This is a genomic window from Caulobacter sp. UC70_42, from assembly GCF_044056025.1.
In the GTDB taxonomy this organism is placed as follows: domain Bacteria; phylum Pseudomonadota; class Alphaproteobacteria; order Caulobacterales; family Caulobacteraceae; genus Caulobacter.
Genome location: NZ_CP171994.1, coordinates 1,532,708 through 1,559,134, shown reverse-complemented (window position 1 = coordinate 1,559,134; position 26,427 = coordinate 1,532,708). Strand labels below are relative to the sequence as shown.

Sequence of the window (26,427 nt, the reverse complement as noted above, 5' to 3'; positions counted from 1 at the left end):
GGGTCGGCGGGCGCGTTCCGGAGCCGGCTGCTTCACGAACGCATACCATGAACACTTTCGTGAGGGGATTGCGCGGCCGGCCGGGACACCCGATATTCGTCTAGCGTCCACCGTGGACGCTCTAGCTCAAGGGCTTACTTCGATGAACGACTTCAACCGCGGCTACGCGCGCTCGATCCCGGCGGATCGCGCCGACATGTCGGTTGACGCCGGCCTGCGTACTTTCATGCTCGGCGTCTACAACAAGGTGGCGCTGGGCCTCCTGCTGTCGGCCGGCCTGGCCTTCCTGACCAGCGCCTATACGCCGGTCGCCAGCCAGCTGTACGTGCTGACCCCGGACGGCCGCCTGGCCGGCTTCACCATGCTGGGCACCATCATCCGCTTCGCGCCGCTGGCCATGATGCTGGTGGCCATGTTCGCCATGAAGAATCCGACGGCGCGTTCGTCGGGCATCCTGTACTGGGCTCTGGTCGCCTCGATCGGCGCCGGCGCGGGCGTGTGGCTGCTGGCCTATACGGGCGCCTCGGTGGCCTCGACCTTCCTGATCACCGCCATCGCCTTCGGCGGCCTGAGCCTGGTGGGCTACACCACCAAGAAGGACCTCACGGGCCTGGGCAGCTTCCTGATCATGGGCCTGATCGGCCTGGTGCTGGCTTCGCTGGTCCAGATGTTCCTGCAGCTGCCGGGCCTCAGCTTCATCATCAGCATCCTGGGCGTGCTGATCTTCGCGGGCCTGATCGCCTATGACACCCAGCGTCTGAAGATGACCTACTACCAGCTGGGCGGCGAGCAGCAGTCGATGGCCGTGGCCACCAACTATGGCGCGCTGAACCTCTATCTGAACTTCATCAACCTCTTCCAATTCCTGCTCAGCATCCTGGGCAGCCGTCGCTAAGGCGGCCACCGGTCCGACCGAAGAGGCGGACCGGAGACTGGAAACAACCGAGGTCGAAACGACGAAGCCCCGGCGGGAAACCGCCGGGGCTTTTTCTTTGACCGCATCGCGCCCACATTGTCGGGGATGGAGACGACGATGATCCGAGCCCTCGCCCTGACCGCTGGCCTGCTGTTCGCCGTCGGCGCCCACGCCGAGACGACGCTCCCAGCCTATCCGCCGGTCGCCAAGACCCCGAACCTCTCCACGCCCCTGAACCTCAAGCCCGTCGGCCCAGTGGAGCTGCGCTACGCCCAGGCGCGGCCGCCCCTCCCGCGCGGCGTGGCCCGGACGGCGATCGAGCGCCGCGAAGGCGGCGTCTCGGGCGGGATCGGGGTGCTGTGTGGCATCCAGCCCAGCGCCGACACCAGCGGGGTGGGCGCCGCGCGCGGCTACGACAACGAAGGCCGCTTCGTCGGCGCCAAGCTGGGCTTCTCGTTCTAGCGGTCAGTCTACGACCGAGAACTTGCCCTTCTCGAACACCCGCAGCACTTGGGCCAGTTCGTGGCCGCGCTTGAGGATCTGGCCGCCCTGGCCGTGCACCGCCCAGGCGCCCTGCTTGCGGGCCAGGGCCGGACGCTTCTCGACACGATAGAGCGGCGCCTCGGCGGTATGGCGGAAGATCGAGAACACGGCGTGGTCGGAGAGACCGGCGATGCCGTAGTCCCGCCACTCGCCGGCCGCCACCATGCGGCCGTAGAGGCGCATCAGCTGGTCCAGCTCACGCCGTTCGAAGAAGACAACGCCGCCGACGGGCGCGGATTGGGATTCCAGGGCCATCAGCGGAATCTAATCCCAAATCGGACGATTGGAACAGGCGGTCGCCCCGAAACCCTTTGTGTCACGCCGGACACGCCGGGCCAGAAAGACATGCTACGGCCACGCCGCGCCCCGATATGACCTTATTTCGGTCCTTCGCCCGCCTGTTTGCGGGTCGATAAGATGATTGTCGGCTGATCGGACACCCTGTGGTCCAGGATCCTGAACAGCCCCCCCAGCCCCCCAGATCGCGGGCCGGTCAGCCGACAAACTCTATATCCCCTCCCCCAAATGAGCCCGCGCGGATCCCCCCTCCCGCGCGGGCTTTTTTGCGCATGCGTCGTCCACGCCTCGTCGTGACGTGTCTCATCGATGACACAGCCCGCCCAGAAACGACCTTTGTTTGGTCCATCCCTCGCCTGTTTGGGCCGCGATAAGGGATGCGTCGACGAAGAGCGGACCGGGCTCCTGTCCAGCCCCCCCAGCCCGCCCGGTCACGAGACGCTTCTCGTCGACCTGCAAAGGAACCCGCGTGGCCCGTCCCCTCCGGCCACGCGGGTTTTCTTTCGTCCGAAGTCCTTGCTTGGCGCGTGACGCGCGCCGCTGATGTCCTGGGAGACTTCAGCGCTCGGGGGTGGTGGTTTCCAGCACGCCCAGGATGCGGCCGCCCTTGGCGCCCTGCACCAGGATCACGCTCTCCAGCCCGTCGTCGGCCGAGGCCGGCAGGCGATACAGCTTGGGCCGACCCGCCCAGGGCCCCAGCTTGACCAGTTCACGCACCACGTTGCGGTGAACCAGGGTCTGGCCCTTGTTGTCACCGCGCTTGACGGCGATGTCCTGCTCGCGCGGATCGTAGCGCACCAGCCAGACCTCGGCCCCGCCGCGCGGCGCGGGGCCAGAGCCCACCGCGACGCGCGTCTTGCCGACGAACTGCATGTCCGGCGGATCGATGGGCGAGCGCCTGGCGGTCTTGACCAGGTCCTCGACCGCCTCGGCCTTGGCGCCCGACACCTGGACGCGGCCGCCGACCACCATCTGGGGCGTGGGCACGTCGCGCAGGGCGAACTTCTTGGCGTAGGCGCGCTGGCGCTCAGCGAAGCTCGGCTTGGCGAAGGTGTCCTTCCAGCCGAGATAGTCCCAGTAGTCGACCGAATAGGTCAGGGCCAGGACGCCGTCCTGCTTGGACAGATCCGCCGCCAGCTGGTTGGCCTTGCCGCAGGACGAGCAGCCCTGGGCCGTGAACAGCTCTACCACCACCGGCGGCTTGGCGGCCCACGCGGCGGGCCCCCAAGACAGGGAGATGGCGACGCCGGACAGGGCCAGGGCGAGCAGGGAGAGGGCGGCCTTACGCATTGCGGGTCACTTAAGCCAAGAACGCCCCGGATAGCCGTTCACGAGGCCGTGAATAGCGCCGGTCGATGGGGAGAAAAGGTGGAGACACCGTTGTCACGGCCGTCTCCCCCGAAAACGGGCAACGAAAAACGGCCGGCCCCGAAGGGAGCCGGCCGCCTTTTCTGTGCGCCTGAGCGCTTCGCTTAGCTAGCCGACTTGGCCAGGTTGCGCAGCACGTAGTTCAGCACGCCGCCGTTCTTGAAGTACTCAAGCTCGGTTGGCGTATCGATGCGGCAGCGGACCGGGAAGCGGGCGATGCGGCCGTCGGTCGGGCGATAGAGCTCGACGATCAGCTGCTTGCGCGGCGCCAGGTCCGTGAGGCCGCGGATCGAGACGATCTCCTCGCCGGTCAGCTCCAGCTTCTGCCAGCCGTCCTGGACGAACTGCAGCGGCAGAACGCCCATGCCGACCAGGTTCGAGCGGTGGATGCGCTCGAAGCTTTCGCAGATCACCGCGCGGACGCCCAGGAGCTTGGTGCCCTTGGCGGCCCAGTCGCGCGACGAGCCGGTGCCGTATTCCTTGCCGCCGAACACGACCGCCGGACGACCTTCGGCCTGATACTTCATCGCCGCGTCGTAGATCGGCATCACTTCACCGGTCGGGAAGTGCTTGGTCACGCCGCCTTCGATCTCCGGAGTGATCTTGTTGCGGATGCGGATGTTGGCGAACGTGCCGCGCATCATGACCTGGTGGTTGCCGCGGCGGGCGCCGTAGCCGTTGAAGTCCACCGGCTGGACGCCGTGGTCGATCAGGTACTGACCGGCCGGGCTGGAGGTCTTGATCGAACCGGCCGGGCTGATGTGGTCGGTGGTGATCGAGTCGCCGAACACGGCCAGGATGCGAGCTTCCACGATGTCGGTGACCGGGGTCGGGGTCATCGACATGTTCGGGAAGTACGGCGGGTTCTGGACGTAGGTCGAGTCGCCTTCCCAGGCGTAGGTCTGGCCGCCGGTCACCTTGATGCCCTGCCAGTTCTTGTCGCCCTTGAAGACGTCGCCGTAACGGGTGGCGAACATCTTCTCGTTGATGGCCTTGCGCTGCAGGGTCGCGATGTCCTCGTTCGAAGGCCAGATGTCCTTCAGGAAGACGTCGTTGCCCTTCTTGTCCTGGCCGATCGGCTGGGTGGCCAGGTCGATCTTCATCGTGCCGGCCAGGGCGTAGGCCACCACCAGCGGCGGCGAGGCCAGGTAGTTGGCGCGCACGTCCGGGTTCACGCGGCCTTCGAAGTTGCGGTTGCCCGACAGCACCGAGCAGGCGACCAGGTCGTTGTCGTTGATCGTCTTGCTGATGGCTTCCGGCAGCGGGCCCGAGTTGCCGATGCAGGTGGTGCAGCCATAACCCACGAGGTTGAAGCCGAGAGCATCGAGGTGCTTGGTCAGGCCGGCCTTGGCCAGATAGTCGGTGACGACTTGCGAGCCGGGGGCCAGCGAGGTCTTCACCCACGGCTTGACCTTCAGGCCCTTGGCCACCGCGTTCTTGGCCACCAGGCCGGCGGCGATCAGGACCGAGGGGTTGGACGTGTTGGTGCACGAGGTGATGGCGGCGATGACCACGTCGCCGTGGCCGACGTCGAAGTTCTCGCCTTCCACCGGGGCGCGCAGGTCAGGCTGATCGGCCTTGCCGAACTCGCCGACCAGCGACTCCTGGAACTTGTACGAGGCCTCGGCCAGCAGGACGCGGTCCTGCGGACGCTTCGGGCCGGCCAGCGACGGCTGGACGCTCGAGAGGTCGAGTTCCAGGGTGTCGGTGAAGGTCGGCTCGGGCGTGCCCGGCTCCCCACCACAGGCCTTGTTCCTTGGCGTAGGCTTCGACCAGGGCGACGCGCTCGGGCGTGCGGCCGGTGCCCTTCAGATAGGCCACGGTCGAGGCCGAGATCGGGAAGAAGCCGCAGGTGGCGCCGTATTCCGGAGCCATGTTGGCGATCGTCGCCTGGTCTTCCAGGGTCAGGTTGGCCAGGGCGTCGCCGTAGAATTCGACGAACTTGCCGACCACGCCCTTCTTGCGCAGCATCTGGGTGACGGTCAGCACCAGGTCGGTCGCGGTCGCGCCTTCCGGCATGGCGCCGGTCAGCTTGAAGCCGATGACTTCCGGGATCAGCATCGGGATCGGCTGGCCCAGCATCGCGGCCTCGGCCTCGATGCCGCCCACGCCCCAGCCCAGCACGGCCAGGCCGTTGACCATGGTCGTGTGGCTGTCGGTGCCGACGACGGTGTCGGGATAGGCGACTTCGGCGCCGTCGACTTCGTTGGTCCACACGGTCTGGGCCAGGTATTCGAGGTTCACCTGGTGGCAGATGCCGGTGCCGGGCGGCACGACGCGGAAGTTGTTGAACGCCGACGAACCCCAGCGCAGGAAGCGATAGCGCTCGATGTTGCGCTCGTACTCGCGCTTGACGTTGTCGTCATAGGCCTTCGGGTTGCCGAAGTTGTCGACCATCACCGAGTGGTCGATCACCAGATCGACGGGGTTCAGCGGGTTGATCTTGGCCGGGTTGGCGCCCAGGGCGACCATGGCGTCGCGCATGGCGGCCAGGTCGACCACGGCGGGAACGCCGGTGAAGTCCTGCATCAGCACGCGAGCCGGACGGAAGCTGATCTCGTGCTCGACCGAGCCCTTGTTCTGCAGCCAGGCGGCGACGGCCTTCAGGTCGTCTTCCGACACCGAAACGCTGTCTTCGTTGCGAAGCAGGTTCTCCAGAAGCACCTTCATCGACACCGGCAGCGACGAAGTTCCGGTCAGACCGGCTTCCTCGGCGGCGCGAAGGCTGTAATAGACGTAAGACTTGTTGCCGACCTTCAGTTCGCGGCGGGCTTTCAGGCTGTCAACAGACGCCATTCTCGAGGATCCTTCTCTGTCCACGGCCGCCCGAAAACCGCTCCCGGGATCACGCGCTGATCGGAAGGGACACACAGGTTCCGCCTCCGCGCCGCGTACCACCCAAAACGACTGGAGGGGGACGACCGCGCGCTTCTTAGCGCCGCCGTCGCCGAACGTCCATGTCGCGCGCGGGGTCTTGACGTGTTGAGAGTTGTTCTCATTAAGGAACTGGCGATCACGAGGGGCGAACGCACGCTGTTTTCGCGCATGGATCTGACCCTGAGGGCCGGCGAGGCGGCGGTGCTGGTGGGCCGCAACGGGGCCGGCAAGACCAGCCTGCTGCGGGCCGTGGCGGGCCTGCTGCGCCCCGCCGAAGGGACGATCGCCTTCGAGGGCGACGCGGGGCCGATCGAGGCCGATACCGCCCGGGCCGAGCACCTGCACCTGCTGGGCCACCAGGACGGACTGAAGTCCAGCCGGACGGCGTGGGAGGAGCTGCGTTTCCAGACGCTGTGGACCGGCGGGACCGAAGACAACGCCCGGGCGGCGGCCAAGCGCTTTGACCTCAATCGCCTGCTGGACCTTGAAGTCCGCCGCCTGTCGGCCGGCCAGCGCCGCCGCCTGGCCTTGGCGCGGCTGGCGGCCAGTCCGCGGGCGCTTTGGCTGCTGGACGAGCCGATGGCGCCGCTGGACGCGGGCCAGCGCGCGGCGTTCGGCCAGGTCATGGCCGAGCATCTGGCCGGCGGCGGCATGATCCTGGCCTCGGTGCACGACCCGCTGCCGATCCCGACCCGGTCGGTGCCGATTGGCGTGGAAGGCGCCGGGCGATGAAGGGCTTCGGCGTCCTCCTGCGGCGGGAGCTGGCCCTGGCCTGGGGCAAGGGCGGCGGTCCGCTGCTGGCCCTGACCTTCTACGCCTGCGTCGTGGTGCTGCTGCCGATGGCCTCGGGTCGAGCGCCCGAGCGTCTGGCCGCCATCGCCCCCGGGATCGCCTGGCTGGCCCTGGCCCTGGCGGCGCTGCTGTCGCTGGAGCGCCTGTTCGAGCGCGACTACGAGGACGGGACCCTGGACCTGCTGGCCCTCGGCCCCGCGCCGCTGGAGGCCGTCGCGGTCGCCAAGTGCCTGGCCCAATGGCTGGCCACCGGCGCGCCGCTCGCCCTGGCCGCGCCCGTCGCGGCGCTGATGCTGGGCGCGGATCTCAGGGTCATGCCGCTGCTGGTGCTGTGCGCCCTGGCCGGCGGCCTGGCCTTCGCCTTCCTCGGCGGTCTCGGCGCGGCCTTGGCGCTGGGCAGCAAGCGCGGCGGCCTGTTGGTGGCGGTGATCGTCCTGCCGCTGTTCGCCCCGCCGGTGATCTTCGGAGCCGGGGCGCTGGACGGCTATTCGGCCGGCCTGCCCTGGACGGGCGGACTGCTGCTGCTGCTGGCCTACTGCGTCGGCGCGATCGCCCTGTCGCCCCTGGCCATGGGGGCGGCCTGCCGCAACGCGCTGGACTAGGCCGCCCGTATCAGGGGGTGGGCGCCACCGTCGCCTGGATGTCGCCCAGCGCGGCCTTCTTCTCACCCAGCACCACCGCCAGCGAGCCGCCGATGATCAGCAGGCCGCCGGCGAACAGCGCCGCGGTGAGATGGTCGCCGAACAGCAGCACGCCGCAGCAGGCGCCGATCAGCGGCTCGATATTGATGAACACCCCGGCGCTGGCCGCGCCGACCCGCGCCGCGCCATATTGCCACGCGGCCGTGGCCAGCAGGGTCGCCAGCACGCCCTGGGCCAGGATCGCGATCCAGACGGGCGCGCTCAGCGTCAGCTTCGGCGCGCCGTGCATGACGAAGGCGATCGGCAGCACCGTCGCGGCCGCGATGATGATCGACACCGCCGGGATCGCCATGGCGTTCGAGGCCTTTGGCGCGCGCCGCAGGGTCAGGAGCCAGGCCAGGAACAGCAGGAGGGCGCCGAGCGACAGGGCCACGCCCAGCGGCGAGCTGGCCCCGTCAGGCTTGCCGGCGATCAGGGCGGCGCCCAGGGTCGCCGCCGCCACCCCGGCCCACGACATCCGCGAAACCGTCTCGCCCAGGATCTTGGCGCTGACCGCGATCAGGGCCGGCATGGCGCCGACCAGCAGGGCCGCGACCGTGACGCTGACATGGGCCAGACCCTCGAACTGGACCATGAAGGCCACGCCGTAGAGCACGCCCGCCAGCAGCACGACCGGCGACTTGAACAGGGCCCGGACCTCGGGCGAGCGCAGGGCGAACGGCGCGGCGGCCAGGGCGGCGACCACGAAGCGCAGCAGCACCATGTGGGCCGCCTCCATCTCCGTCAGGATCAGCTTGCCGGTCGGAAACCCCAGGCCCCAACAAACCCCCGCGAGCGCCAGGGCGACGAATGCGATCGACTTCATGCGGGGACTCCGGACCGGAAACACGGGCAGACCGGCGCGGACGCGCGGCGGGGCCGGCGTCCTCTAGATCATGGCGATCCCGGAACTGGCAGCTGACATAGCGCGCGCCCGCTTGAGCGCAAGCACGGAACCTTTTGCGGACTTCGTCAAACATGGAACATTGTTCATGTTTTCGGACATTTTCGCGCCATATCGCGATGGCCAAGCTCTCGTCCTCATACGACAGGGAGCTCACAACCATGCGTAAAACCCTTACCCGCCTGGCGCTCGCGGGGACCGCCACGACCCTTCTCGCCGGCGCGGCACTGGCCCAGGTTCCGGCGCCCCGGCCCCGCCCGCCCCGCCGCCGCCGCCGCCGGAAGCGCCCCTGCCGCCCATGCCCCCGATGAACATGATGATGGCGATGGGTCCGGACATGATGTTCATGCATCAGGACCGCCACGCCGACCCGGAAAAGCGCGCCCAGCGCCTGCGCGACATCCTGCAGCTTCGCGGCGACCAGGACGGCGCCCTGAAAGCCTATGTCGAGGCCACCACACCCAGGATCGTCATCGAGAAGCGCGAAGTCTCCAAGGACGACAAGAAGGACGGCGACGCGAAGCGCGACGGAGGCGAATGGGCCGAGCGCAAGCCGCTGACCACGCTGGAGCGCCTCGACCGCCTGACCAAGGCCGCCGACGCCATGAAGACGCGGGCCGAAGCCACCCGCGCCTTCTACACCGCCCTGACTCCGGCCCAGCAGAAGACCTTCGACATCCTGGGCATGGGCGAGGGCGACGGCGATCAGCGCGTCTTCGTGCGTCGCTTCGAGACCCGCGGCGCGCCCGCTGTCTTCAAAGACGGCCAACGCAAGGTCGTTATCCAGCGCAAGGTCGGCTGACCCCGACCGAGCACGAAGGCGCGGCGGGCCTGCAACCGCCGCGCCTTCTCCTCTTCCGTAGACATACGACCATTGCCCGCGCTCTCGCCGCGCTCTAAGCAGCCCTCATGGACGCGCGTCACACGTTCGACTTCCTGACCAATCCCGAGCGGTTCATGGCCTTCTCGCGGTGGGCCGCGCCGTGGCTTGGCGCGCTGTCGGCGCTCGCCGGGATCGCCGGCCTGATCATGACCTTCCTGGTCCCCGAGGACTATCAGCAGGGCGACACGGTGCGGATGATGTTCATCCACATTCCGGCCGCCTCCCTGGCCATCTTCATCTATGTCTGCCTGGGCGCGGCCAGCTTCCTGGCCCTGGTTTTCCGCCAGGCCCTGGCCGACCTCGCCGCCCAGGCCTGCGCCCCGATCGGCGCGGCCTATACGGCGCTGGCCCTGATCACCGGCTCGCTGTGGGCAAGCCGATGTGGGGCGCCTGGTGGGTGTGGGACGCGCGCCTGACCTCGGTGCTGGTGCTGCTGTTGTTCTATCTGGGCTACATGGCCCTGCGCGGCGCCCTGGAAGACGAACAGAAGGCCGCCCGCGCCGCCGCGATCCTGGCCCTGGTCGGCCTGATCAACCTGCCGATCGTCAAGTTCTCGGTCGAGTGGTGGAACACCCTGCACCAGGGCTCCTCGACCTTCATGGCCAAGGACGGCGACGGCCTGCCGGCCATCTACGCCTGGCCGGCCGTCCTGATGGGCCTGGCCTATCTCGGCGGCTTCGGCGCGCTGTGGCTGGTCCGCATCCGCGGCCTGGTGTGGCGGCGCAAGGCCCGGAGCCTGGCCATGAAGCTGGCGGAGGGCGCGCGATCAGCTTCGACTTCGACGCCGGCAAGTACGCCATCTATCTGTGGCCCGCCTTCGCCATCTCGGCGGCGGCCTTCGCCTGGATGATCGCCGACAGCCTGCTGACCACCCGCCGGTGGAAGCGCGAGGCCGAGCGCCTGCAGGCCGAGCTCGACGAGGCCGGCGAATGAAGCGCTGGCTGGCCTTCACGCCGCTGGTCATCCTGATCGCCCTGGCGGTCCTGTTCGCGGGCTTCGCCCTGAAGCGTGATCCGCGCGTCCAGCCGCACGCCCTGGTCGGCAAGCCGATGCCGGCCCTGTCCCTGCCCGAGCTCGACAGCGGCCGCGCCGCCCCGATCCGGGCCGCGACGGACGGCCCGATCCTGGTCAACTTCTTCGCCTCCTGGTGCGCCCCTTGCGAAGTGGAGCATCCGCAGCTGATGGCGCTGAAGGCTCAGGGCGTGAAGGTGGTCGGCATCGCCTACAAGGACGCCCCGGCCAACACCCAGGCCTTCCTGACCCGCCTGGGCGACCCCTTCGCCGAACGGCTGATCGACCGCGACGGCCGCGCGGGCCTGGAGTTTGGCGTCACCGGCGTGCCGGAAACCTATCTGGTCGGCTCGGACGGCATGATCCTGGCCAAGCACACCGGTCCTCTGACGCCCGACGCGGCCGAGGACCTGCTGAAGAAAGCCCGCTAGGGCATTTAAAGACCGCGCCCCTCCCGAAGGAAGGACGCGGCCCCAGGGCGTCGACCTCAGCCCTGGATGAAGGCCAGCAGGTCCTTGTTGATCGTCTCGGCCTGCGTGGTCGCCATGCCGTGCGGGAAGCCCGGATAGGTGATCATCTGGCCATTCTTCAGCAGCTTGATCGCCTGGCGCGCCGAGGCGTCGATCGGCACGACCTGATCGTCCTCGCCGTGCAGCACCAGCACCGGCACGTCGATGGCCTTCAGGTCCTCGGTGAAGTCGGTTTCCCGAGAAGGCCGCCACACAGTCGTACAGCGCCTTGACGCCGGCCATCATGCCCTGGCGCCACCAGTTGTCGATCACGCCTTCCGAGACCTTCGCGCCCTCGCGGTTGAAGCCGTAGAACGGGCCGGCGGCGACGTCGCGGAAGAACTGGGCGCGGTTATAGGCGGTACCGTTCCGGAAACCATCGAACACCTCCAGCGGCAGGCCGCCCGGATTGGCGTCGGTCTTCAGCATCAGCGGCGTCACGGCGCCGACCAGCACGGCCTTGGCGACGCGGCCGGGCTCGGCCCGGGCCACGTAGTGGGCGACCTCGCCGCCGCCGGTCGAGTGACCGATGTGGATGGCGTTCTTCAGGTCCAGATGCCTGGCCAGGGCGATGACGTCGGCGGCGTAGGTGTCCATCTCGTTGCCGGTGTCGGTCTGGCTGCGACCGACCGTGGCCGCGACGGTCATGGGCGATGACGCGATAGCCCTTGCTCAGGAAGAACATCATCTGGGCGTCCCAGTCGTCCGACGACAGCGGCCAGCCATGGTGGAAGACGATCGGCTGGGCGGTCTTCGAACCCCAGTCCTTGAAGAAGATCTGGGCGCCGTCGTCGGTGGTGAAATAGCCGCTGCTCATGTCCATGGTCCCTCTGGTTGGGAGGCCGTCTGGCCCGTCCGTTGTTCCGATGAGGAGAGAATGGCGCAGGCTCATCATGGACGATATGGAAACTATTGAAATCTATGGTTTCCATTATCGCGACAATTGTCACAGGATTTCGGGCGGTCGGATCCGGCGATAGCGCGCCTCCACAAACCCGAACAGGCCGAAAGCGATCAGGCCGGTTGCAAGGATCGCCATCGCCAGATCGCCGAATGGGCGCTGCTCGACCGATTGCAGGGCCTGTCCCCAGCTTCGCGCTTCGGCGGCCCGCGCATGCCAACCGGCCATGACCAGAAAGACCCCCAGCGGCAGGGTCGCCAGACCGCGAGCCGCGTAGCCAAGCTTGGCCAAGGGCGCGACCCTTCGGCACAAGCGCGTATCGCACGCCAGACGCTTGGCGAAGTCCTGCACAAGCCCCTGGACGACATTGCCGACGCCGAAGCCGACGACGACCAGCCCCATGGCCAGCAGAAGAAGATCACCATGGGGTGTCCCAAGCACCGTGGCCGACGTCTCGCGCAGGGAGCCGGCTTCATCGGCCTCGCCCAAGTCCTCGAACACGTCCAGCAGCTCGAAGGCCGATAGCGCCAGGCCGCCGTAGACGAAGCCGCTGATCGCCTGACCCGCGCGCACGGCGCACGCCTTGGCCGAGCGTCCGTGGTGGTCGGCGTCGAACACCGCCTGCACGGCTCGCCAGACCGCGAACCCGGCCAGACCAAAGCCGACGCCCGTGATCAAGACTCCGCCCAGCGGCCAGGTCGACCAAGCTTGAAGCACCTCGCGGGCCCCCTTTGCGCGCGGCGTCAGGTCCATCGCGGCGAGCAGCGCGATGAAGCCCAGGCCCAGATAGACGACGCCGCGCGCCGCGTAGCCGATGCGCGCGCTCAACTCCAGAGCCGCGCCCGGCTCGATCCGGGCCAGGCGCGTCCGTAGGGACTGAATCCGGCTGCGCGCGGCGCCCGAGACCAGCCGCCCCGGTCGCACGCCCGGCAAGGGGGCGGCGAGCGCGCGCCGGATGTTCGGGCGGATGTCCATGGCGGGTTCCTGCGCTGTCTGTCACGACAACGCTCGGGGCCCAGACCGCGCTCCCTAACGCAAAGCGGGCGGTCCCTTCCGGAACCGCCCGCTCGCTAAGTCATCTCTTCAGAAGAGCGCCCGACCTCAGGTCGTGACGGCGTCTTCCGGAGCGACTTCGGTCTTCTTGGACAGGTCTTCGCCGGTTTCCTGATCGACGACCTTCATCGACAGCTTGGTCTTGCCGCGATCGTCGAAGCCCAGGAGCTTCACCTTGACGATCTGGCCTTCCTTCAGCACGTCCGACGGCTTGGCGACGCGTTCGTTGCTGATCTGGCTGACGTGGACGAGACCGTCCTTGCGCCGAAGAAGTTCACGAAGGCGCCGAAATCGACGACCTTCACGACCTTGCCGTCGTAGATCTTGCCCACTTCGGCTTCGTCGGTGATCGACTTGATCCAGTCGATCGCGGCCTTGATCTTGGCGCCGTCCGAGGCCGAGACCTTCACGGTGCCTTCGTCGTTGATGTCGACCTTGGCGCCGGTGGTGGCGACGATCTCGCGGATCACCTTGCCGCCCGAACCGATCACTTCGCGGATCTTGTCGGTCGGAATGGTGATGGTCTCGATCTTCGGCGCGAAGTCGCCCACGTCGGCGCGCGGCGCGTCCATGGCCTTGTTCATTTCACCGAGGATGTGAGCGCGGCCTTCGTGGGCCTGGGCCAGGGCCTGCTTCATGATCTCCGGGGTGATGCCGGCGATCTTGATGTCCATCTGCAGCGAGGTCAGGCCTTCGCTGGTGCCGGCGACCTTGAAGTCCATGTCGCCCAGGTGATCTTCGTCACCCAGGATGTCCGACAGAACCGCGAAGCCGTCCTTTTCCAGGATCAGGCCCATGGCGATGCCCGAGACCGGACGGATCAGCGGCACGCCGGCGTCCATCATGGCCAGCGACGAACCGCAGACCGTGGCCATCGAGGACGAACCGTTCGACTCGGTGATCTCCGAGACCAGGCGGATCGTGTAGGGAAGTCTTCCTTGCTCGGCAGCATCGGGCGCAGGGCGCGCCAGGCCAGCTTGCCGTGGCCGATTTCGCGGCGGCCCGGGCTGCCCATACGGCCGGTTTCGCCGACGCTGTAGGGAGGGAAGTTGTAGTGCAGGAGGAAGGATTCCTTGTAGGTGCCTTCCAGGGCGTCGATGAACTGCTCGTCGTCGCCGGTGCCCAGGGTGGCGACCACGATCGCCTGGGTCTCGCCGCGGGTGAACAGGGCCGAGCCGTGGGTGCGCGGCAGGATGCCGACTTCGCCCAGGATCGGACGGACGGTGCGGACGTCGCGACCGTCGATGCGCAGGCCGGTGTCCAGGATGCCGCGACGCACGACGTCGGCTTCCAGTTCCTTGAAGATCGCGGCCAGCTTTTGCGGGTCGTAGCCGGCCGGATTGGTGTCCGACTTGCCCAGCGCCTCGATGGCCTTCTTCTTGGCGTTACCGATCGCCTCGTAGCGGTCCTGCTTCTTGGTGATCTTGTAGCCGGCGGCGATGTCCGCGCCGACGATGACCTTCATCTCGGCCTTGATCGCGTCGGTCTCTTCCGGCTCGAACGCGAAGGGCTCCTTGGCGGCGTGCTCGGCCAGGTCGATGATCGCGTCGATCACGGCCTGCATTCCCTTGTGGCGAAGTTGACGCCGCCCAGCACGATCTCTTCCGAGAGCTCCTGGATTTCCAACTCGACCATCATCACGGCGTCGGCGGTGCCGGCCACGACCAGGTCCATCTTGCTGTCCTTCAGCTCGTCGAGCGTCGGGTTCAGCACGTATTGGTCATTGATCCAGCCGACGCCGGCGGCGCCGATCGGGCCCATGAACGGGCGCCCGACAGGGTCAGGGCGGCCGAGGCGGCGACCATGCCCAGGATGTCGGGATCGTTCTCGAGGTCGGTGCTGCAGCACGGTGACGACGACCTGGACTTCGTTCTTGAAGCCCTTGACGAACAGCGGGCGGATCGGACGGTCGATCAGGCGGGAGACCAGGGTCTCCTTTTCCGACGGACGGCCTTCGCGCTTGAAGAAGCCGCCCGGGATCTTGCCGGCCGCGAAGGTCTTTTCCTGATAGTTGACCGTCAGCGGAAGAAGTCCTGACCGGGCTTCTGGCTCTTGGCGAACACGGCGGTGGCCAGGACGACGGTTTCGCCCATGGTGGCCAGAACGGCGCCGTCGGCTTGACGGGCGATGCGGACCGGTTTCGAGGACCAGCGTCTTGCCGCCCCACTCGATCGTCTTGCGCTTGATATCGAACATTTTTGCTTCTTTCGGTTCCGAAGGACCCATTTCCTTCAGGACGGACAGGGGCGGGCGGCCGAAGGGCGGTCCGATTTCCTCATCCAGTTCGACAGGCGTCCGGAGACGGTGGTCTCCGGCTTACATGTTCGGATCGCGCATGGCGGACCCGCGGCAACCTCTCGTTTCGGCCTGTCTCGAAACGAAGGCTTGGACTTTCTCGCGTGACAGGCGCCGAAGCCGGAAGCCATTTTCGGCAAACCGTTTTCGACCGGCACGCATCAGAAAACGTTCGGCCGCTCTACGAAAGCAGAGCGGCCGAATTGTGCCTTAGCGACGCAGACCCAGCTTTTCGATCAGGGCCTGATAGCGACCGGCGTCGGACTTCTTCAGGTGGTCGAGAAGCCGGCGACGCTGGGAAACCAGCTTCAGCAGGCCACGACGGCTGTGGTTGTCCTTCTTGTGCGTCTTGAAGTGCTCGGTCAGGTTCGAGATGCGTTCCGAGAGGATCGCGACCTGGACTTCAGCGCTGCCGGTGTCGCCAGTGGAGCGGGCGTGTTCGGCGATGAGAGCGGCTTTGCGCTCGATGGTGATCGACATCGGGTTGTCTCCGCTCAGGTGAGTTGGAAGACCCGCACCGGATTGAGCTTCCCGGCGCGCATCTCGCACAGGGCCACCAACCTGTCGCCGGACATGGCGGAAACGGTGCGATCGCCGGGCGTGAGCTCGGCTTTCAGCGTTTCAACCTGCCTCGGAAGCAGGACGATGGCGCGTCCCTGTGCAAGCCGGAAGGCGTCTTCGTCGGTCACGGCCAACGCCGGATGTCGTCCAGCGCGGTCTCGACCGGAAGCAATGCCTCCGACAGCCGGGCCTATAGCTCAAATTCTCAAGAGTTTCCAGCGATATCGCGGTCGCCTCGGCGAAGTCGCCCACCCGCGTCCGGCGCAGCTCCGCGACGTGACCGCAGGTTCCCAGCGCCTTGGCTAGGTCGCGGACCACGGCCCGGACATAGGTGCCCTTGCCGCATTCCATCTCCAGCGTGACGTGGTCGGCGTCGGCCTGCTCGACAATCTTCAGGTCGAAGATGCTGACCTTGCGGGTCGGCAGCTCGAACGCGACCCGTCGCGCGCCAGGTCATAGGCGCGCTCGCCGTCGACCTTGATGGCCGAGAAGTTCGGCGGGATCTGGTCGACCTCGCCGATGAAGGCGGGAAGCGCGGCCTCGATCTGTTCGCGGGTCGGCCGCACGTCGGAGGTTCCGGTCGTCTCGCCCTCGCGGTCCAGGGTGGTGGTGTCGCGGCCCCAGGCGATGGTGAAGCGATAGGCCTTGTCGGCGTCCATCAGGAACGGGACGGTCTTGGTCGCCTCGCCCAGCGCGATCGGCAGATGCCGGTGGCCAGCGGGTCCAGCGTCCCGGCATGGCCGCCCTTCTGGCGTTGAACGCACGGCGCACCCGGCTGACGGCCGTGGTCGAGGTCAGGTCATAGGGCTTGTCCAGGCAGATCCAGCCCGAGACGGCGTCGCCCTTCTTGCGGCGGGCCATGCCTAGGCCTCGTCCCCTTGGTCATCGTCGTCGCCAAGGACGTCCGCCAGGGTGCGCGTGTCCTGCTTTACGCGCGGGTCGTCGAACAGGCGGTCCATGTGGGCCGCCGCGCCGAAGCTCTCGTCGTGGATGAACTTCAGGTCCGGCGTGAACTTCATGTCGATCAGCTTGCCCAGACGCCCGCGCAGGAAGCTCGCCCCCCGGTTCAGGGCCTTGATGACCTCGGCGATGTCCTTGTCCTCGCGGCCGGCCTCGCCCTTCAGGCCAGCGCCGAGCGGTTCGACGAAGCAGACGGCGTGCCGCAGGTCGGGGCTCATCCGCACCTCCGACACCGTGATCGAGACGCCGACCAGCACCGGATCGGCCAGGCCTTCCTCGCGGAAGACGTCGACCAGGGCGTGACGGATCAGTTCGCCGGCGCGGAGCTGGCGTTGCGAGGGACCGACAGGGGCGGCCTTCTTGGTATCGGCATGGCGCTTCATGGCGCGGAATCCTTGCGGCCCGGCCGGCGGATCGAACGCCGGTCGCGGGGAAAATCGGAAGGCGGGGTGTCTAGGCGCGTAAACGGCGGGAAGTCCAGCCCCGCCCCTTTATCTACGCGCCAACCCGATCCTTGAAGAAGGCGATCACCTTGTCCCGGGCCCGCATGCTTCCGCTGTCGGGGACCGAGCGGTGCAGGTGCAGGGTCAGGACCGAGTGCGGGGCCATGGGCACGCCCGGCGCGGCGTCCTCGTCGGCCAGTTCCACCACCTCGACCTTGTCGCCGAACGCCGCCTTCAGACGTTCGATGCGGGCGTTGGGCACCAGCTTGTCGGAGGAAAAGCGCAGGGCCAGCAGCGACAGGTCCTCGTCCTTGAACCGACGCTTGGCGCAGGCCAGCTCCGAGGCCGAACAGTCCAGACCCTTGCCGTTCAGCGGCAGGGACGGTTGGGACAGCACCGGCGCGACGACGGCCGGCTCGGTCATCATCGCCAGGGCGAAGCCTCCGGTGAAGCACATCCCCACCGCCCCCACGCCCCTGCCGCCGCAGTCCTCGTGCGCCTTGCGGGCCAGGGCCCGCAGCCAGTCGACGATCGGGCTGGAGCGGCCGTCCTTCCAGACGCTGAACTCGCGCCGCACGCAGATGTTCTTGAGGATTTCCCCGATCGCATAGCCACGCGTGACCGGCTTGGCGGGCGTGCCGAACAGGCTGGGGCAGTAGGCGGTCAGGCCGGAGGCGGCCAGGTCGCGGGCGAAGGCCAGCACGCCCGGATGCAGGCCCGGAACCTCGTGGATGACGATCACGGCCGGCCCGGCGCCGATCTTGTAGACCTCGCGCGTCCAGCGCCCGTCGTCGAAGTCGAAGCGCTCGAACCCCGCCAGCGCATCCCCGTCAGCCATGCCCGCCCCCTCTTCGCCCGGAGACGCTAAACCGCTCGGGATCAGAAGGCCATCGCCCGCTTCCACACGGGTCGGGGACCCGCCCTGCTCCGGAGGTTCGGAGAGATGGCCAGGCGGGACGGAAGGCCTAGTTGGTTGTGTCGGGATGCTGCGGATTGTCGGTCCAGTCCGACATCGGGTCGGGACCGTTGCGGCCCCTGGGCAGGCGCCATTCGCCACGATACGAGAAATCCAGCGTACCGCAGAGCCGCGCCTTCCCCTCCGCTTTCGGATCATTTCCGAACGCCTGGATCCGCAGGTCGCGGCGCAGGGCGATGGTGCTGAACGACAGCCAAAGCCGGGTCGAGCCGGGGCAGAAGGCGCGGACATAGATCTTGCCCTGAGCCGCCGTGGCGTCGACCTCGTAGAGCGCGGCGTCGGCGTCCACGCCCTCCATGGCGGAGAGGCCGCCCGGACCGAGGTCCTTCTGGCGACCGTTCTTCAGCCGCGCCTCGGCCGGCACGCCGGTGGCCAGCACCTTGATCGGCCGGCTGGCGCCCATGAAGCCCTGGTTGAACAGGATGGTCACCCCGGCGCCGGTCAGCCGCCTGGCGTCGGTCGAGATCGGGTCGTAGGAGAACATCCGCGTTTCGGCCGAGGCGGCGGAGGCCGCCAAGAGGTTTAAGGCCGTCGCCGCCACCAAGGCCAGGGCCGCGCCCCCCCATACGGCTGGCTTCATCGTTTCAGATGCAGGTTCGCGGCCTCGGCGTCGAAGCTGGTCAGGCGCCAGGTCGACCCTTCCTGGGTGAAGGTCAGCAGGCAAGGTCCGTCCTTCTTGGCCGCGCAGACCCGGCCGTCGCCGACAGGGCGCAGCGCCCCGGCGATCGCCACCCGGCCCGGGATCGGCCGGTCGGGCGTGTAGCCATAGTAGTTGGCGGCGGCGTGGAAGGTCTCCGGCCGGATCAGCGCCTCGCCGGCCGCGTCGGCCAGCGGTCCCGCCGCCAGGGCGGCAAGGGCCATGACCCCGGTGCTCGATCCGCCCCGCTGGCGGGCCTCGTCCACCAGACGCGCCTCGATCTGGGCCTTCAGCGCCCGGCGATCGACGTGGGCCTCGAAGGTCGCCCGGTCGTTGTCGCGGATGGCGACCAGCAGATCGTGGACGTCGCCGCCGGCGTCGAGCCGGTTCACGGTCGCGCAGGCGCTCAAGCCAGCGGCGACGGCGGTCAGGGCGAGAAGGATCTTGATGCGCATGTGGAAAGGGTTAGCGCCGGATTGGGGCGATTTCCAGTCTGGCTGTGCGCTCAAGACAAAGGGCGCGGACCTTTCGATCCGCGCCCTTTTAAATTTTCGACCTCGCGGTCAGCTCTTAGTCGAGCTGGCGCTTGATCTCCTCGACGGTGAAGCACTCGATGGTGTCGCCGACCTTGATGTCCTGGAAGCCCGCGAACATCATGCCGCACTCCTGACCGACGGGGACTTCGTTGACCTCGTCCTTGAAGCGCTTGAGCGTTTGCAGGGTGCCCAGTTCCAGAACCACGATGTCCTGACGGATGATCCGGACCTTGGCGCCCTTGCGGACCACGCCTTCGGTGACCTTACAGCCGGCGACCTTGCCGATCTTCGAGATGTCGAAGGCCTGCAGGACCTCGGCGTTGCCGAGGAAGGTTTCGCGCTGGATCGGGGCCAGCATGCCCGAGAGCACGCCTTTGATGTCGTCCAGCAGGTCGTAGATGATCGCGTAGTAACGGATCTCGACCCCTTCGCGTTCGGCCAGGGCCCGCGCCTGGGCGGAAGCCCGGACGTTGAAGCCGATGACCGGCGCGCCGGCGCCCTTGGCCAGCATGACGTCGCTTTCGCTGATCGCGCCGGCGCCCGACAGGATGATCCGCGCGCGGACCTCGTCGGTGGCCATCTTGTCCAGCGAGCCGATGATCGCTTCGGCCGAACCCTGCACGTCGGCCTTGATGACCAGCGGCAGTTCTTTCAGCTTCTTGTCCTGCAGCTTGGCCATCATGTCGGCCATCGAGGCGCCGGCGCCCACCGGGGCCATCGACTTCTCGCGCTTCTGGCGGATGCGGTACTCGGTCAGCTCGCGGGCGCGGGCTTCGTTCTCGACCACGGCGAAGGCTTCGCCGGGCGAGGGAACGCCGTCCAGACCCAGGATCTCGACCGGAGTGGCTGGCCCTGCTTCGGTCAGCTGCTCGTTGCGCTCGTTCAGCAGGGCGCGAACCCGGCCGAACTGGGCGCCGGCGACGACGATGTCGCCGCGCTTCAGCGTCCCGCGATTGACCAGCACGGTCGAAACCGCGCCGCGGCCCTTGTCCAGCTTGGCCTCGATCACCACGCCGTCGGCGGTGCGGTCGGGGTTGGCCTTCAGGTCCAGAACTTCGGCCTGCAGCAGGATGGCTTCCAGCAGGTTGTCCAGGCCCGTGCGGGCCTTGGCCGAGACCTCGATCAGCTGGGTGTCGCCACCCAGGCTTTCGACGACGATCTCGTGCTGCAGCAGCTCGTTGACCACGCGGGTCGGATCCGAGCCGGGCTTGTCCATCTTGTTGACGGCGACGATGATGGGCACGTTGGCGGCCTTGGCGTGTTTGATCGCCTCGATCGTCTGGGGCATCACGCCGTCGTCGCCCGCCACCACCAGCACGACGATGTCGGTGATGTTGGCGCCGCGGGCGCGCATCGCCGAGAAGGCGGCGTGGCCGGGGGTGTCGAGGAACGTCACGCGCTGGCCGTCCTTCAGGCGAACCTGATAGGCGCCGATGTGCTGGGTGATGCCGCCGTGTTCGCCGGCCGCCACGTCGGTGGAGCGCAGGGCGTCGAGCAGGCTGGTCTTGCCGTGGTCGACGTGACCCATGATCGTCACGACCGGGGGACGCGGCTCCAGGTGATCGTCGATGTCCTCGGCGCCGATGAAGCCCTCTTCGACGTCGGCTTCCGACACGCGGCGCACGGTGTGACCGAATTCGGTCGCCACCAGCTCGGCGGTGTCGTTGTCGATGACGTCGTTGATCTTCAGCATCACGCCCTGACGCATCAGGAACTTGATGATCTCGACGCCGCGCACGGCCATCCGGTTGGACAGCTCCTGCACGGTGATGACGTCGGGAATGACGACTTCACGCGCGACGCGGGTCTGTTCGGCGACGCCGCCGCGACGCTTTTCCTTTTCACGTTCACGGGCCCGGCGAACCGAGGCCAGCGAACGCATGCGGTCGGCGGAATCCCCATCACCGGCCACGGCCTGGATGGTCAGACGGCCTTCACGGCGCTGCGGAGCGCCCTTGACGCGCGACACGGCCTTGTTGGGCGCGTTGGCGGCCTTGCGGCGATCGTCGTCCTCGTCCGGACGGCGGCTGACTTCGCCGCCGGGGCGCGGGGCCGAACGCATGGCGCGTTGGATTTCCGGCGTGGCCGGAGCCTGAGCCGGCACGCCCGGACGCGGGCCGCGCGGCGGGCCGCCGGGACCCGTGCGGGCGCCCGGCGCCGGACGCGGCGCGAGGGCCGAGTAGCGGACGGTCTGCTGCGGACGGTCGCCTTGCGGACGATCACCCTGCGGGCGGTCGCCACGATAGCCGCCGCGATCGCCTTGCGGACGATCGCCGTCGGGGCGAGGACCGCGCGGGCGGTCGCCCTCGGGACGCGGGGCGCGTTCGACCGAAGTTGGCGCCAGCGTCGGGACGCGGGGCGCGCTGGTTGAACGGACGGTCGCCTTGCGGGGCCGGACGATAGGTCGTCGTGCTCGGACGGTCGTCGCGGCGGTCGCGGCTCGGCTCGTAGGTGCGGGTCTGACCCGCCGGGGCCGCCGGGCGGGGACCTTCATGGCGGGGGGCGTCCTGGCGCGGAGCCTCGGCGCGCGGCGCGGCCGGAGCCTGGGCCACGGGACGCTGAACCGGCGCGGCCGGAGGCGGCGTCACCGGCGCGGCGGGCGCGACCGGAGCAGGAGCCGGAGCCGGAGCCGGGGTTTGAGCGACGGGCGCTTGAGCCGGCGGGGCGGCGGCGGCGCGTTCGGCCGCGGCCTTGGCGGCGGCTTCGCGCTGAGCGGCTTCCTGGGCGGCCCGGGCGCGCGCCTCGGCGGCGGCCTGGTCGGCCGCCTGGCGCGCTTGGTTTTCGCGCGCGGCGTCGACGACGCGCTGGCGAGCGCGCAATTCTTCCTGCGAGAGACCACCGGCCGAACCGCCGCCTGACGGACCATGGCCGCCTTGCGATGACTGCTGGCGCGGCGGCGGCGCATCATGGCGACGCTCAGCCGAAGACGGCGCGGCGAGATTGCCCGTCGCGGGCGCATGCGGACGCGTGCGCTTGGTTTCGACCACCACCGTCTTGGTCCGGCCGTGGCTGAAGCTCTGCTTCACGACCCCGGCGCTCACCGAGCCCTGGCGGGGCTTGAGGGTGATGGGGGCTCGTCCGCCGGGTCGGCCGTTTTCGTTCTCGTCGCTCATGCGCTCGCTTGTACTTCCGCCAGGCGGTACCTGGCTAAAAAACCGCATTTTCCATGTGAGAAAGGGGCCTGGACGTACCCGCCGAGGCAAGCGCGTTTCCCGACCCTTCACTCACGAACGCGACCCGAATAGCCGCGCCCAACGTCTAAGATTCTAGGGCTTTTCCATCGCACTGAAGCGGATCCAGTGGGATGCAAAAGCCCTAGAGCCTGTTCCGGCCGGCTGACCGACCAGGGCGAACAGGCCCGCCCTCTTAGTCTAGTGACCTTCTCATCCGCCAAGGGCGGGAAGGCCGCTAGCCGTCCTCACGTCCGTTCGCCGACCATTCGGGAGGCAAAAGCGGGCGGAAACCTGACAAACGCTCGACATCCAATGTCCAACGTTCGGCGCCGCGCCCGGCGAGGAGTGCGGTGTGTATCACATTCTCCCCGCCCAAGGCCAAACTCAATTCGTCCGAATTGAATGCGCCCAGCAAACGGGGCGGCGTTGGGGCCTTTCGGGCGGCGGAAAGTATCTTGCGGCGACCGTCGGCGGCCGCGTCGGACGCCTCGATCAGCCAGGCCACCTTGCCCGTTCCCAGGGCGGCGACCACCTTTTCGTATCCGGAGATAATGCTTCCAGCCTTGCGCGCAAGACCCAGGCCCTCCAGCAGCCGGCGGACCAGCAGGGCCTCGACCTGGTCGGCGAGGTCGGCCGGAACCGTCAGCTTGGTCTTGGCCGCGCGCGAGAACAGGCCCTTCTTGGCCGCGGTGGCGATCGACTCCCGGTCGGCGCCGACCCAGATGCCACGCCCCGGCAACTTTCTCGCCACGTCCGGCGTGACCGTCCCATCCGGCCCCGCCACGAAGCGGACCAGGCGCGCCTCGTCCGTCGCCTCGCCCAGGACGATGTCCTTGCGCAGACGGTTGGCCTCGGCGTGGGTCTTGGGGTCGGTCTCGGTCATCTTGTCCTGGAATGGCGAACGGCCTCGCGGATCGCTCCGCGAGGCCGTCATTTCAAGCTCCGAAGGGCTTAGGCCTCTTCTTCGGCGGCGACGTCTTCGGTCGCGGCGGCTTCGGCGACGGTTTCGCCTTCGCCCTCGGCCTCATACTCGGCTTGCGCTTCGTATTCCGGCTCATATTCCGGCTCCGGCGGAGCTTCGACCCAGCCCATGGCGACGCGGGCGCGCATGATCAGGGCTTCGGCGTCTTCCGGCGACAGGTTGAAGCTTTCCAGGATGCCCGGCTCGCGCACGCGCTCGCCGTTCTTGGTCTCGAACCAGCCGCGCATGTCGTCCGGCACCAGACCCGCGAGGTCTTCCACCGTCTTCACGTCGCCTTCGCCCAGGGCCACGGCCATGGCCAGGGTCACGCCCTCGATGGCCAGGAGCTCGTCCTGGACGCCCAGCTCCAGACGCTTGGCGTCCAGGGCGGCGGCTTCCTTGTCGAGGAATTCGCGGGCGCGGGCCTGCAGCTCCTCGGCGGTCTCCTCGTCGAAGCCCTCGATCGAGGCGATTTCATGCGGCTCGACGAACGCCACGTCTTCCACCGCGGCGAAGCCTTCGGTGACCAGCAGCTGGGCGATGACCTCGTCGACGTCCAGGGCTTCCTGGAACAGGGTGGTGCGCTCGGCGAACTCGCGCTGACGGCGCTCGCTCTCCTGGCTCTCGGTCATGATGTCGATCTGCCAGCCGGTCAGCTGCGAGGCCAGACGGACGTTCTGGCCGCGGCGGCCGATGGCCAGCGACAGCTGCTCGTCCGGCACCACGACTTCGACGCGCTCGTCCTCCTCGTCCATGACGACCTTGGAGACCTCGGCCGGGGCCAGGGCGTTGACGATGAAGGTCGCCTCGTCTTCCGACCACTGGATGATGTCGATCTTCTCGCCCTGCAGCTCGGCCACGACCGCCTGCACGCGCGAGCCGCGCATGCCGACGCAGGCGCCGACGGGGTCGATCGAGCTGTCATTGGAGATGACGGCCATCTTGGCGCGCGAACCCGGGTCGCGGGCCACGGCGCGGATCTCGATGACGCCGTCATAGACTTCCGGCACTTCCTGGGCGAACAGCTTGGCCATGAAGCCGCCGTGCGCGCGACTCAGCATGATCTGCGGACCCTTGGTCTCGCGGCGGACGTCGTAGATGTAGGCGCGGATGCGGTCGCCGACGTTGAAGTTCTCGCGCGGGATCGACTGGTCGCGGCGCATGATGCCTTCGCCGCGGCCCAGGTCGACGATGACGTTGCCGTATTCGACGCGCTTGACGCTGCCGTTGACGATCTCGCCGACGCGATCCTTGTACTCTTCGTGCTGACGCTCGCGCTCGGCTTCGCGGACCTTATGCATGACGACCTGGCGGGCCATCTGGGTCTGGACGCGGCCGATCTCGAACGGCGGCAGGGTTTCTTCGTAGATCTTGCCGATCTCGGCGTCGCGCCAGGTGCGCTTGGCGATCGACAGCTGGACCTTGCCGATCTCGCCTTCGAGTTCGGCGTCGTCGGCGACGACCTCGATCACGCGCTTCTGCGTCGTCTCGCCGGTGCGCGGATCGATCTTGACGCGGATGTCGTGCTCGGCGCCGTAGCGGGCGCGCGCGGCCTTCTGGAGCGCGTCCTCGATGGCCTCGATGACGACTTCCTTCTCGATGCCTTTTTCACGCGCGACCGCGTCGGCGATCTGCAGAAGTTCAAGCCGGTTGGCGGCGATGCCGATGGCCATGATTAGTCCTCTTCACTTTCGGACAGGTCGTCGTTGTCGGATTGGATGCGGGCGGCGCGCTGTTCGGCGCCCCGTTTCATCAGGGTGTCGGTCATGACGAGCTTGGCGTCGATGATCCAGGCGAAGGGGAAGTAGACGGTCACGTCGTCCTCGCCCTCGATATTCAGGCCGACCTGGTCGTCCTCGATCCCGGCCAACTCGCCCTTGAAGCGCTTGCGGCCCTCGGCCACGCGGTCCAGCTCGATGCGGGCCTCGAGGCCGGCATAGTCGGCGAAATCCTTCAGGCGGGTCAGCGGCCGATCGATGCCGGGGCTGGAGACCTCCAGCGTATATTCGCCGGCGATCGGGTCGGCGGCGTCGAGGATTTCGGAAATGCCGCGCGACAGGCGCGCGCAGTCCTCGACGTTCATGTCGCCGCCGCTGCCGTCTTCCTGCAGCGGATGTTCGGCCATGATCTGCAGGCGACGCTGCTCGGCGCCGCCCATCAGGCGCAGCCGGACGATCTCGTAGCCAAGCGTCTCGGCGACGGGATCGAGCATGTCGATCAGATCACGGTCTTCCTGCGTCTTGCCGCGCACGTTCTTCTCAACTCGATACGGCCGGGGGAGGCCAAGCTCCCGTTCGGCCAAACAAAAAGCGGCAGCCTTTCGGGCCGCCGCTCGAAAGCGCCATCTAGCGCTAACGGACGATGTAGGACGCTTTATAGGCGAATTGAAAAACCTTGTCGACTCCATCGGCGCACGCCCCTTCCGCGCCGCAGCAATTTTAGGAAGAGCCTGTCCATTTGGGATGCCTGCATCCAAAATGGATAAACAGCCTCGTTTTGAAAAAAGTAGAGCGTGATGGCCGCCAAAACCGCTCACACTTTTGGCTATCACGCTCTATAAGCCAGCCCGCGCAGGCCGCCTCCCCGCGGACCTCATAAGACGAAGAGTCACAATGGACCTCTCCAAGATCCCCACCGGGGCCAACCCGCCTTACGACCTCAACGCCATCATCGAGATCCCGCAGGGCGGCGAGCCGGTGAAGTACGAGATCGACAAGGAAAGCGGCGCCCTCATGGTCGACCGCTTCCTGCACACGGCGATGTTCTATCCGGCCAACTACGGCTTCATCCCGCACACCCTGGCCGACGACGGCGACCCGGCCGACATCATGGTCGTGGGCCCGACCCCGGTGGTGCCGGGCGCGATCATCCGCTGCCGCCCGATCGGCACCCTGATGATGGTCGACGAGGCCGGTTCGGACGAGAAGATCCTGGCCGTGCCGGTCGACAAGCTGCACCCGTTCTACACCGGCGTGTCCAGCTGGCGCGACCTGCCGACCATCCTGACCGAGCAGATCGCCCACTTCTTCCAGCACTACAAGGACCTGGAAAAGGGCAAGTCGACCAAGATCAGCGGCTGGGCCGATATCGAAGAGACCGCCGACATCATCCGCACGGCGATCAAGCGCTACAACGAGACGTACTAGGTTTC

At 67.8% G+C, this 26,427-nt stretch carries 20 protein-coding genes and 6 pseudogenes; 9 read left to right on the top strand and 17 right to left on the bottom strand.

Going from position 1 to position 26,427, the window contains the following annotated elements:
- Window positions 1–142 precede the first annotated feature (142 nt).
- Together ACHMW8_RS08095 and ACHMW8_RS08090 are read left to right on the top strand one after the other, a co-directional pair.
- On the top strand, window positions 143–895 hold the full coding sequence (locus ACHMW8_RS08095) for a Bax inhibitor-1/YccA family protein (protein WP_395445210.1): 753 nt from the start codon (window positions 143–145) through the stop codon (window positions 893–895).
- Between the two features lie 138 nt (window positions 896–1,033).
- Window positions 1,034–1,378: a hypothetical protein gene (locus ACHMW8_RS08090; RefSeq protein ID WP_125158868.1), complete on the top strand. Its 345-nt coding sequence runs from the start codon at window positions 1,034–1,036 to the stop codon at window positions 1,376–1,378.
- A 3-nt stretch (window positions 1,379–1,381) separates the two neighbouring features.
- On the opposite strand, the gene ACHMW8_RS08085 is transcribed toward ACHMW8_RS08090, so the two are convergent.
- The 3 genes and pseudogenes from ACHMW8_RS08085 to acnA form a co-directional block, all read right to left on the bottom strand.
- Complete coding sequence (locus ACHMW8_RS08085) at window positions 1,382–1,714, bottom strand: DUF2794 domain-containing protein (protein WP_125158869.1); 333 nt, start codon at window positions 1,712–1,714, stop codon at window positions 1,382–1,384.
- A 600-nt stretch (window positions 1,715–2,314) separates the two neighbouring features.
- Complete coding sequence (locus ACHMW8_RS08080) at window positions 2,315–3,046, bottom strand: DUF1223 domain-containing protein (RefSeq protein WP_395445209.1); 732 nt, start codon at window positions 3,044–3,046, stop codon at window positions 2,315–2,317.
- A gap of 182 nt (window positions 3,047–3,228) precedes the next feature.
- A pseudogene (gene acnA / locus ACHMW8_RS08075) lies at window positions 3,229–5,920 on the bottom strand (aconitate hydratase AcnA).
- Between the two features lie 183 nt (window positions 5,921–6,103).
- Between acnA and ccmA the strand changes: the two are divergent.
- Window positions 6,104–6,733, top strand: coding sequence for a heme ABC exporter ATP-binding protein CcmA (ccmA, locus tag ACHMW8_RS08070; protein WP_395445208.1), 630 nt, complete (start codon window positions 6,104–6,106; stop codon window positions 6,731–6,733).
- The gene (gene ccmB / locus ACHMW8_RS08065; protein WP_395445207.1) at window positions 6,730–7,395 is read left to right on the top strand and encodes a heme exporter protein CcmB; all 666 of its coding nucleotides are present in this window, start codon (window positions 6,730–6,732) and stop codon (window positions 7,393–7,395) included. Before ccmA ends, ccmB begins: the two co-directional genes overlap by 4 nt.
- Before the next feature lie 10 nt (window positions 7,396–7,405).
- On the opposite strand, the gene ACHMW8_RS08060 is transcribed toward ccmB, so the two are convergent.
- Entirely contained in the window at window positions 7,406–8,299 is an 894-nt protein-coding gene (locus tag ACHMW8_RS08060; protein ID WP_125158874.1) for a DMT family transporter, read from the bottom strand.
- Between the two features lie 376 nt (window positions 8,300–8,675).
- Between ACHMW8_RS08060 and ACHMW8_RS08055 the strand changes: the two genes are divergently transcribed.
- The 4 genes and pseudogenes from ACHMW8_RS08055 to ACHMW8_RS08040 all read left to right on the top strand — a co-directional run bounded on the left by ACHMW8_RS08055 (window position 8,676) and on the right by ACHMW8_RS08040 (window position 10,702).
- Complete coding sequence (locus ACHMW8_RS08055) at window positions 8,676–9,179, top strand: Spy/CpxP family protein refolding chaperone (protein WP_395445206.1); 504 nt, start codon at window positions 8,676–8,678, stop codon at window positions 9,177–9,179.
- A gap of 107 nt (window positions 9,180–9,286) precedes the next feature.
- A pseudogene (gene ccmC / locus ACHMW8_RS08050) lies at window positions 9,287–10,026 on the top strand (heme ABC transporter permease CcmC); the annotation flags it as partial.
- Window positions 10,026–10,193 (top strand): heme exporter protein CcmD, encoded by a 168-nt coding sequence (ccmD, locus tag ACHMW8_RS08045; RefSeq protein WP_395445925.1) that lies wholly within the window; start codon window positions 10,026–10,028, stop codon window positions 10,191–10,193. The pseudogene ccmC and the gene ccmD, both read left to right, overlap by 1 nt.
- Window positions 10,190–10,702 carry a DsbE family thiol:disulfide interchange protein gene (locus tag ACHMW8_RS08040; protein ID WP_125158878.1) on the top strand — a complete coding sequence of 171 codons (513 nt, stop codon included), beginning with the start codon at window positions 10,190–10,192 and terminating at the stop codon, window positions 10,700–10,702. Before ccmD ends, ACHMW8_RS08040 begins: the two co-directional genes overlap by 4 nt.
- A gap of 56 nt (window positions 10,703–10,758) precedes the next feature.
- Here ACHMW8_RS08040 and ACHMW8_RS08035 read toward each other — a convergent pair.
- The 13 genes and pseudogenes from ACHMW8_RS08035 to rimP form a co-directional block, all read right to left on the bottom strand.
- Window positions 10,759–11,597 (bottom strand): annotated as a pseudogene (locus ACHMW8_RS08035) (alpha/beta fold hydrolase).
- A 129-nt stretch (window positions 11,598–11,726) separates the two neighbouring features.
- Window positions 11,727–12,656, bottom strand: a complete 930-nt coding sequence (locus ACHMW8_RS08030; protein WP_395445205.1) for a DUF1206 domain-containing protein — start codon at window positions 12,654–12,656, stop codon at window positions 11,727–11,729.
- A 126-nt stretch (window positions 12,657–12,782) separates the two neighbouring features.
- Window positions 12,783–14,930, bottom strand: a pseudogene (pnp, locus tag ACHMW8_RS08025) (polyribonucleotide nucleotidyltransferase).
- A 309-nt stretch (window positions 14,931–15,239) separates the two neighbouring features.
- Window positions 15,240–15,509 (bottom strand): 30S ribosomal protein S15, encoded by a 270-nt coding sequence (gene rpsO / locus ACHMW8_RS08020; RefSeq protein ID WP_125158881.1) that lies wholly within the window; start codon window positions 15,507–15,509, stop codon window positions 15,240–15,242.
- A 14-nt stretch (window positions 15,510–15,523) separates the two neighbouring features.
- Window positions 15,524–16,451, bottom strand: a pseudogene (gene truB / locus ACHMW8_RS08015) (tRNA pseudouridine(55) synthase TruB).
- Window positions 16,452–16,453: 2 nt separating this feature from the next.
- Window positions 16,454–16,933 carry a 30S ribosome-binding factor RbfA gene (gene rbfA, locus ACHMW8_RS08010; RefSeq protein ID WP_125158883.1) on the bottom strand — a complete coding sequence of 160 codons (480 nt, stop codon included), beginning with the start codon at window positions 16,931–16,933 and terminating at the stop codon, window positions 16,454–16,456.
- A gap of 112 nt (window positions 16,934–17,045) precedes the next feature.
- Entirely contained in the window at window positions 17,046–17,831 is a 786-nt protein-coding gene (locus ACHMW8_RS08005; protein WP_395445204.1) for a dienelactone hydrolase family protein, read from the bottom strand.
- A 127-nt stretch (window positions 17,832–17,958) separates the two neighbouring features.
- Window positions 17,959–18,453, bottom strand: a complete 495-nt coding sequence (locus tag ACHMW8_RS08000; RefSeq protein WP_395445924.1) for a hypothetical protein — start codon at window positions 18,451–18,453, stop codon at window positions 17,959–17,961.
- Between the two features lie 92 nt (window positions 18,454–18,545).
- Complete coding sequence (locus tag ACHMW8_RS07995) at window positions 18,546–19,061, bottom strand: DUF2939 domain-containing protein (protein ID WP_125158886.1); 516 nt, start codon at window positions 19,059–19,061, stop codon at window positions 18,546–18,548.
- 115 nt (window positions 19,062–19,176) lie between these two features.
- Window positions 19,177–22,255: pseudogene (infB, locus tag ACHMW8_RS07990) on the bottom strand (translation initiation factor IF-2).
- 295 nt (window positions 22,256–22,550) lie between these two features.
- The gene (locus tag ACHMW8_RS07985; RefSeq protein WP_125159056.1) at window positions 22,551–23,198 is read right to left on the bottom strand and encodes an RNA-binding protein; all 648 of its coding nucleotides are present in this window, start codon (window positions 23,196–23,198) and stop codon (window positions 22,551–22,553) included.
- A 68-nt stretch (window positions 23,199–23,266) separates the two neighbouring features.
- The gene (nusA, locus tag ACHMW8_RS07980) at window positions 23,267–24,949 is read right to left on the bottom strand and encodes a transcription termination factor NusA (protein WP_125158888.1); all 1,683 of its coding nucleotides are present in this window, start codon (window positions 24,947–24,949) and stop codon (window positions 23,267–23,269) included.
- Between the two features lie 2 nt (window positions 24,950–24,951).
- The gene (rimP, locus tag ACHMW8_RS07975; protein WP_395445203.1) at window positions 24,952–25,527 is read right to left on the bottom strand and encodes a ribosome maturation factor RimP; all 576 of its coding nucleotides are present in this window, start codon (window positions 25,525–25,527) and stop codon (window positions 24,952–24,954) included.
- A gap of 361 nt (window positions 25,528–25,888) precedes the next feature.
- Here rimP and ppa point away from each other — a divergent pair, with 361 nt between their 5' ends.
- Complete coding sequence (gene ppa, locus ACHMW8_RS07970; RefSeq protein WP_013077233.1) at window positions 25,889–26,422, top strand: inorganic diphosphatase; 534 nt, start codon at window positions 25,889–25,891, stop codon at window positions 26,420–26,422.
- Window positions 26,423–26,427 lie beyond the last annotated feature (5 nt).